The organism is Streptomyces corynorhini, from assembly GCF_003346515.1.
Lineage (GTDB): Bacteria > Actinomycetota > Actinomycetes > Streptomycetales > Streptomycetaceae > Streptomyces > Streptomyces corynorhini.
Map to the genome: position 1 here is coordinate 1 of NZ_QQNA01000017.1, position 6,955 is coordinate 6,955.

Sequence of the window (6,955 nt, forward strand, 5' to 3'; positions counted from 1 at the left end):
CGCCGGGCGGCACGCAGCGCGCGGATGGCGACCGTGCTGTCCACCGGCGGCTGCGCGCTGGTGGGCGGTACCAGCGGCCGCGCGGGCGTGAGCGCGTCGTGGCCCGTACCCGTACCCGTACCGCCGCCCGTGCCCCGGCGGTCCGCGCGGATCGCGACCGTGCCGTCGGAGACCGGCCGGTCGGCGGCCGGGGCCGCGTCGGTGCCCTGCTCCTGGCCGCCCGACGCGTCCGCGCCGGCTCCCAGGGCGCGCATGCCGGGCAGCGCGCCGCCGGTCGGGTCACCGGGGCCGGGGGCGCCCGCAGACGCGTCGATCCTCGGGTCGACGGGCCCGGCGGGCGGCGCGGGCCGGGGAATCCGGGGGTCCTGGCCCGGCGCGCCCCAGGAGACCCGGGCGGCGCCGTCGCCGCCGAAGCCGGACTGCCGGGAGGCGTCGGCCTGCCACGCGGAGGCCGGTTCCTGCCGGGCGGGGCCGGTCTGCTCCTCGTCCAGGAAGACCGGCCCGGTCTCCTCGAAGCCGGGCCGGGCGGGGGCGGGCGGCAGCGCGGCGCGCGGCGCCTCCTCGTCCCGCGGCGCGGGCCGGCTCGTGCCGGGCACCCAGGAGGCGCCGTTCCAGTACCGGACGTATCCGGGGATCGACGGATCCGGGTAGAACCCTTCCCGGGGTACGTTCCCGTCGTCACCAGGAGGAGTAGCCACTGACCCCAACTCCGTTCATTCGCGCCATGGTTCGACCTGTACGGGCTGTCCGCCGCCGACCCCGAGCGGGCGCGTGCCTCCGCTTGTCCAAGGAAGACAGTAACGAAGAACGCGGGGCCCTGAGGAAGGAGACCGACAGAAAGAATCCCATGTGGACGCCCGGCCGACGACGTCGATGCGCAGCGTAAGGCAGCGGGGCAAGCTCTGTTCGCCAGGGCGTACGAAATGGCGTACATCCGTGCCCATGGAAGCCCTCGGACGGCCGATGCGCGAACCGGCCCCGCCCGTCGGCCCGTCCACCGGATCTCCAACCCGCCCGGGAACCGGCCCGTCAACCGACCTGTCGACCAGCCACGAAATAGGTCCGCGAAAGTCACCGCAAGTCGCGTCATAGCCGCGTGGTTGGCGCCTCTCTCCTGGTAGGGCCCCGGCGTGGGGCTCCCTGTCAGGAGAGGAAGTACCCCTCATGCACACCGTGGTGGAACGCGAACTGGAGCTGAATCTCGTGCTGTCGCCCGAGCGCAGCATCCCCGTACCGGCCCGGCTGATGTACCGCACGAACGATCCGTACGCCGTCCACATCATCTTCCACATCGGTTCCGACACCCCCGTGCACTGGACCTTCGCCCGCGAGCTGCTGGTGGAGGGGGTGTTCAGGCCGTGCGGTCACGGGGACGTCCGGATCTGGCCGACGAAGGTGGCGGGCCGGTCCGTGCTGTGTTTCGCGCTCTCCTCGCCCGACGGCGACGCGCTGCTGGAGGCGCCGTCGGCGCCGGTGTCGGCCTGGGTGGAGCGGACGCTGCGGATCGTGGAGCCGGGGACCGAGGCCGAGCAGCTCGGCATCGACGAGGGCCTGACCGCGCTGTTGTCGCCGCTGCCCGCGGACGAGCTGTGGCTGCGGGACCCGTGGCCCTCCGACGAGTCGGTGGACGACGATGCGTAGGGCGGGTCCGCGGACCGGCGGTGGCGAGGCGGACGGACGGCCGCGGGGGCCGTCACGTACCCGCCTCACCACCGTGCTCGGGCGCTCAGGTACTCGGGTGCTCAGGTACTCGGATGCCCAGGTGCCCAAGCACCCGTGCGCCCAAGCACCCGTGCGCCCAAGCACCCGTGCGCCCAAGCACCCGTGCGCCCGAGCGCCCGAGCGCCCGTGCGCCCGTGCGCTCAGAACAGCTTGCCCGGATTGAGCAGGCCCAGCGGGTCGAAGGTCTGCTTGATCCCGCGCTGCATCTCCAGCCCCACCGGGCCCAGTTCCCGGGCGAGCCAGTCCTTCTTCAGCACGCCGACGCCGTGTTCGCCGGTGATCGTGCCGCCCAGTTCAAGACCGAGCGCCATGATCTCGTCGAACGACTCGCGGGCCCGCCGCGATTCGTCGGGGTCGGCCTGGTCGAAGCAGACGACGGGGTGCGTGTTGCCGTCGCCCGCGTGGGCGCAGACGCCGATGGTCAGGCCGTACTTCTCCGCGATGGCGGCCGTGCCGTCGAGCATCGCGGCGAGCCGTGAGCGCGGTACGCACACGTCATCGATCATCGTGGCCGACCGGACGGCCTCCAGCGCCGTCAGGGACAGCCGGCGTGCCTGGAGCAGCAGTTCCGACTCGGCGACGTCCTCGGCGGGCACCACTTCGGTGGCGCCCGCCGCCGCGCACAGCTCGCCGACCGCCGCCAGGTCGGCCGCCGGGTCGGGGGTGTCGAAGGCGGCGAGGAGCAGCGCCTCGGTGGTCTCGGGCAGGCCCATGTGCGCCATCGCGTTGACGGCCCGGATCGTCGTGCCGTCCATGAGTTCGAGGAGGGAGGGGGTGTGGCCGCGCTCCATGATCCGGCAGACGGCGTCGCACGCGGCGGCGGCCGAGGGGAACTCGGCGGCCAGCACCAGTTGCCGGGGCGGCGAGGGGCGCAGCGCCAGTACGGCCTTGACGACGATGCCGAGGCTGCCTTCCGAGCCGACGAAGAGGCGGGTCAGGTCGTATCCGGCGACGCCCTTGGCGGTGCGGCGGCCGGTGGTCATGAGGCGGCCGTCGGCGAGGACGACGTCCAGACCGAGGACGTACTCGGCGGTGACGCCGTACTTGACGCAGCACAGCCCGCCCGAGGCCGTGCCGATGTTCCCGCCGATGGTGCACATCTCCCAGCTGGAGGGGTCGGGCGGGTAGGAGAGCCCCTGTTCCGCGACCGCGCGGGAGAGTGTGGCGTTGATGACGCCCGGTTCGACGACGGCGATGCGGTCGACGGCGCTGATCTCCAGGATCCGGTCCATTTTGGTCAGGGACAGGACGATGCAGCCGTCCGTGGCGTTCGCCGCGCCCGACAGTCCGGTACGGGCGCCCTGCGGGACCACGGGCACGCGCAGCGCGGTCGCCGTGCGCATGACGTGCTGGACCTGTTCGACCGTACGCGGCAGGACGACGACGGCGGGCGCTCCCGCCGCGCAGAAGCTCGCCATGTCGTGGGCGTAGGAGGCCGTGACGTCGGGGTCGGTGATCAGGGCGTCGGCGGGGAGCCCGGCCCGCAGCTGTGCGAGGAGATCATCCATGGTCCCAGCGTCGCATCCGGGGCCATCGGTGTGAACCCGTCGCGATCCACCCCGGCAAGCCCGGACCGTCCAGTCGTATTGACGCACAGTAATCCGTATGAACGTCATGAAGGCGCAGCAGACCAGGCAGATCAGAAGGGCGGCTCTGGCGGCCGGGGTGGGGGCCGTGCTGGTCGCGGGGGTGCTGGTGTTCGTGCCCGACCGGGAGCGGGAGGCGGCGCCCGGCCCCGAGGAGCGGGCGATGGCGGCGGTGGGCGCGGGAGCGCCCGCGGCGCCGGCGGATCTGGCCGCGCTCATCCGCGACCGTGAGACCTGGCTGCGCGCGCACCCCGGCGACGGGGCGGCGTGGGCGGTGCTCGGCTCCGCCTACGTACAGCGCGGGGAGGGGCTCGCGGACCCGGCGTACTACCCGAAGGCCGAGAGGGCGCTGCGGCGATCGCTCGCGGTGGCCGAGGCGTCCGCCGCCAAGTCCGCCAAGTCCGAAGGGGCCGCCAAGTCCCACGAGGCCGCCAAGTCCGACGGAGCCGACGGGGCCGCCAAGTCCGGAAACAGCGGCGCCGGTACGGGGGGCGGCGCGGACGACGGCAAGACCGGCGCCGTCCGCAATCCGGAGGCGCTGCTCGGGCTCGCCGCGCTCGCCAACGCCCGGCACGACTACGCCGCCGCGAAGCGGTGGGCCGAGACCGTGCGCGGGCGGCACCCCGGGCAGTGGGCCGCGTACCCGGTCCTGATCACCGCCTACAGCGGGCTCGGCGAGTACGCGGCGGCCGGGCGCGCGCTCAGCAAGCTCAAGGACCTGCGCGCCGACGCGCCCACCCTGACGCGCGCCGCCGAGGTCTACCGGGACAAGGGCTGGCGCGAGGACGCGGAGGCCAAGGCGACCGAGGCCGTGGCGGGCGCCGCGACGCCCGCCGAGAAGGCGCGGGCGCTGCACACGCTGGGTGAGCTGGCGTGGGAGCGCGGCGAGCCGGCCGAGGCGCTGGGCCACTACAACGCGGCGCTCGCGGTCACCCGTGACCAGGCCGCGTCGCTGGCCGGCCGGGCGCGGACCCTGGCCTCGCTGGGCCGGACGGACGAGGCGTCGCGCGACTACCAGGCCGCGCTCGGCAAGCTGCCGCGCCCCCCGTACGCCCTGGAGCTGGGCGAGTTGTACGACTCGATGGGGCTGGACGGCGACGCCAGGACCCAGTACGAGGCGCTGCGCGAGCGGGCGGGCACGGCGCGGGGCAACGGGGTGAACGAGGAGCTGGTCCTCGCCAGGTTCGAGGCCGACCACGGCGATCCGCAGGCGGCCGTGGCGCGGATGAAGTCGGAGTGGGGGCAGCTGCACCGGTCCACGGAGGCGGCGGACACGCTGGGGTGGGCGCTGTTCCGGGCGGGCCAGGAGAAGGAGGCGCTGAAGTACGCGAAGCGGGCGACGACCCAGGGCGTGCGCAGCGCGCTCTTCTCGTACCACCGGGGCGAGATCGAACGGGCGCTGGGCATGTACGGTCCTGCCCGCCGTCACCTCGCGGACGCGCTGCGCGTCAATCCGCACTTCTCGCCGCTGCTGGCCCCGAGGGCGCTGGACGCGCTGGAGGCGCTGGGCGAACCGGCGGACGGCGGTCCCGTGGACGTGGAGGGTACGGGTCCGCAGGCGCCCACGCTGACGCGGAAGACACCGGCGGCTTCGGCGGGTCCGGCGGATCCGGCGGGTCCGGCGACTCCCGCGGCCACGGTGTCGCCGTCGGCCCCCGCCGCACCGGAGACCGTCACGCCCGTACCGGTTCCACCGGTCGCGACGGCCTCCGCAGGCGCGTCCGTGCCCGGGGCGTGAGTACGTCCCTGGCACGGGGCGTGCAGTACGTCCCGGGCCCGGACGACCGGGGCTGATCAGAGGTTGCCGCGCTTCTCCTGCTCGCGCTCGATCGCCTCGAACAGCGCCTTGAAGTTGCCCTTGCCGAAGCCCATGGAGCCGTGCCGCTCGATCATCTCGAAGAAGACGGTCGGCCGGTCCTGGACGGGCTTGGTGAAGATCTGGAGCAAGTAGCCGTCCTCGTCGCGGTCGACCAGGATCTTCAGCTCGCGCAGGGTGTCGACGGGCACCCGGGTATCGCCCGCCCACTCGCCGAGGGTGTCGTAGTACGAGTCGGGCGTGTCCAGGAAGCGCACGCCGGCGGCGCGCATCGCGCGTACGGAGGCGACGATGTCGTTCGTGGCGAGGGCGATGTGCTGGACGCCCGCGCCGCCGTAGAACTCCAGGTACTCGTCGATCTGCGACTTCTTCTTGGCGACCGCGGGCTCGTTGATCGGGAACTTCACCTTGAGGGTGCCGTCCGCGACGACCTTCGACATGAGCGCGGAGTACTCGGTGGCGATGTCGTCGCCCACGAACTCCTTCATGTTGGTAAAGCCCATGACCTTGTTGTAGAAGCCCACCCACTCGTTCATCCGGCCCAGCTCGACATTGCCCACGCAGTGGTCGATGGCCTGGAAGGTGCGCTTGGCGGGGGGCTCGACGATCGGTTCGGCGGCGTCGAAGCCCGGCAGGTAGGGCCCCTCGTAGCCGGAGCGCTCGACCAGGGTGTGGCGGGTCTCGCCGTACGTGGCGATGGCGGCCAGGACGACGGTGCCGTGCGCGTCCTTGACCTCGTACGGCTCGGCGATGCCCCGGGCGCCGTGCTCCACGGCGTAGGCGTAGGCGGCGCGGGCGTCCGGCACCTCGATGGCGAGGTCCACGACGCCGTCGCCGTGCGCGGCGACATGCTCGGTGAGGAAGCGGCCCCACGCGGAGGACGGCTTGATCACGGAGGTGAAGACGAAGCGGGCCGCGCCGTTGGTGAGCACGTAACTCGCCGTCTCGCGGCTGCCGTTCTCCGGCCCCGAGTAGGCGACCAGCTTCATGCCGAAGGCCGTCGAGTAGTAATGGGCGGCCTGCTTGGCGTTGCCGACGGCGAAGACGACCGCGTCCATTCCCTTGACCGGGAAGGGGTCGGCCGTGCGCGCGGTGTCGGGGGCGGTGGCGGCGTTCGCCGAGGTGTCAGCGCTCATCGAGATGTCAGCCATGGGCTCAGCGTCCCGCCGTTCCACAAGGTGCGCAACAGTTCGCGTATTCACTGGGCAATCTGTACAGCCGACAGCCGGAAACACCAGACTGTCCGCACAGGATGACCATGTTTACGGCGCCGAGTGACGGCACTGACGCAACGAGGAGACGGGCCATGAGCATCGACGGACTCGACGGCAGGCTGATCGCGCTTCTCGCGCGCGAGCCCAGGATCGGGGTGCTGGAGGCGTCGCGTCGGCTGGGCGTGGCGCGCGGGACCGTACAGGCGCGGCTGGACCGGCTTCAATCGAATGGAGTGATCAAGGGATTCGGCCCGACGGTCGATCCGGCCGCCCTCGGCTACCCCGTCACGGCCTTCGCCACGCTGGAGATCAAACAGGGCAAGGGCGCCGCCGTACGGGCCCATCTGACGACCGTGCCCGAGGTGCTCGAACTGCACACCACCACGGGCGAGGGAGACATGCTCTGCCGGCTGGTGGCGCGCTCGAACGCCGATCTCCAACGAGTGATCGACCGAGTTGTCGGGTTTGATGGCATTGTCCGGGCCGCGACGGCGATCGTCATGGAGAACCCCGTACCGCTGCGGATCATCCCGCTGGTGGAACAGGCGGCAGCGGACACCGACGGCGGAGCGTGACAAGGGAGGTGGCGAGAAGGGGCGACAGGGGGGGGCTACGGG

At 72.6% G+C, this 6,955-nt stretch carries 6 protein-coding genes; 3 read left to right on the plus strand and 3 right to left on the minus strand.

Annotation, left to right across the window (positions count from 1 at the left end; all coding sequences use genetic code 11):
- The coding region (locus DVH02_RS03095) for a DUF2510 domain-containing protein (protein ID WP_147285993.1) at positions 1-698 on the minus strand (698 nt) is incomplete at its 3' end.
- A 466-nt stretch (positions 699-1,164) separates the two neighbouring features.
- Here DVH02_RS03095 and DVH02_RS03100 point away from each other — a divergent pair.
- On the plus strand, positions 1,165-1,641 hold the full coding sequence (locus tag DVH02_RS03100; protein ID WP_114622111.1) for an SsgA family sporulation/cell division regulator: 477 nt from the start codon (positions 1,165-1,167) through the stop codon (positions 1,639-1,641).
- Positions 1,642-1,862: 221 nt separating this feature from the next.
- On the opposite strand, the gene DVH02_RS03105 is transcribed toward DVH02_RS03100, so the two are convergent.
- The gene (locus DVH02_RS03105) at positions 1,863-3,230 is read right to left on the minus strand and encodes an FAD-binding oxidoreductase (protein ID WP_114622112.1); all 1,368 of its coding nucleotides are present in this window, start codon (positions 3,228-3,230) and stop codon (positions 1,863-1,865) included.
- A 97-nt stretch (positions 3,231-3,327) separates the two neighbouring features.
- On the opposite strand from DVH02_RS03105, the gene DVH02_RS35030 reads away from it, so the two are divergent.
- Entirely contained in the window at positions 3,328-5,046 is a 1,719-nt protein-coding gene (locus DVH02_RS35030; protein WP_158575835.1) for a tetratricopeptide repeat protein, read from the plus strand.
- A gap of 56 nt (positions 5,047-5,102) precedes the next feature.
- Here the strand turns inward: DVH02_RS35030 and hppD are convergent, their stop codons facing one another.
- Positions 5,103-6,260 carry a 4-hydroxyphenylpyruvate dioxygenase gene (gene hppD, locus DVH02_RS03115; protein ID WP_114622114.1) on the minus strand — a complete coding sequence of 386 codons (1,158 nt, stop codon included), beginning with the start codon at positions 6,258-6,260 and terminating at the stop codon, positions 5,103-5,105.
- 170 nt (positions 6,261-6,430) lie between these two features.
- Here hppD and DVH02_RS03120 point away from each other — a divergent pair, with 170 nt between their 5' ends.
- Positions 6,431-6,913, plus strand: coding sequence for an Lrp/AsnC family transcriptional regulator (locus tag DVH02_RS03120; RefSeq protein ID WP_114622113.1), 483 nt, complete (start codon positions 6,431-6,433; stop codon positions 6,911-6,913).
- Positions 6,914-6,955 lie beyond the last annotated feature (42 nt).

Coding starts and splice junctions, on each gene's coding strand:
- DVH02_RS03100 (WP_114622111.1), top strand. CDS start 1,165: ATGCACACCGTGGTGGAACGCGAACTGGAGCTGAATCTCGTGCTGTCG.
- DVH02_RS03105 (WP_114622112.1), bottom strand. CDS start 3,230: ATGGATGATCTCCTCGCACAGCTGCGGGCCGGGCTCCCCGCCGACGCC.
- DVH02_RS35030 (WP_158575835.1), top strand. CDS start 3,328: ATGAACGTCATGAAGGCGCAGCAGACCAGGCAGATCAGAAGGGCGGCT.
- hppD (WP_114622114.1), bottom strand. CDS start 6,260: ATGAGCGCTGACACCTCGGCGAACGCCGCCACCGCCCCCGACACCGCG.
- DVH02_RS03120 (WP_114622113.1), top strand. CDS start 6,431: ATGAGCATCGACGGACTCGACGGCAGGCTGATCGCGCTTCTCGCGCGC.